Genomic DNA, 330 nt, shown 5'->3' with positions numbered 1-330 from the left:
AACGTAAGTCATCGGAGTGTCGAATTTAACTTCGGTTACGCCGTTGTTGGTGTTGACTTTGGCTACGGTGCCTTGGCCGTTAACAAAGTTGATGGTATCGCCGTGGGTCACGAAGTCTTTATTTTGACCGTTACCCTGTACGGTGAAACCGGCGTTCAATACGTCATTAACAGTGGCGGCATTATTGCCTTTGTTACCAGCAGCTAAGGTGGCACGATCGTTGCCGTTCGGGTTACCTGTAGCAGCAGCAGTATCAGCCAGGTTGTTCTTCACGTTGGCCAGGGTGGTCGGGGCTGTGGTGGTACCGTCAGCATTTTGCATGCTGGCAAT

General features: G+C 51.2%; 1 protein-coding gene. It reads right to left on the bottom strand.

The window, feature by feature from the left end:
• The coding region (locus HMPREF2796_RS11425) for a hypothetical protein (protein WP_210385367.1) at nt 1–330 on the bottom strand (330 nt) is incomplete at both ends.

The sequence above is a fragment of the Eikenella sp. HMSC071B05 genome, assembly GCF_001811325.1.
GTDB classification, from domain to species: Bacteria; Pseudomonadota; Gammaproteobacteria; order Burkholderiales; family Neisseriaceae; genus Eikenella; species Eikenella corrodens.
The sequence above is the reverse complement of the archived record's forward strand: the minus strand, read 5'-3'. Positions and strand labels throughout refer to the sequence as shown.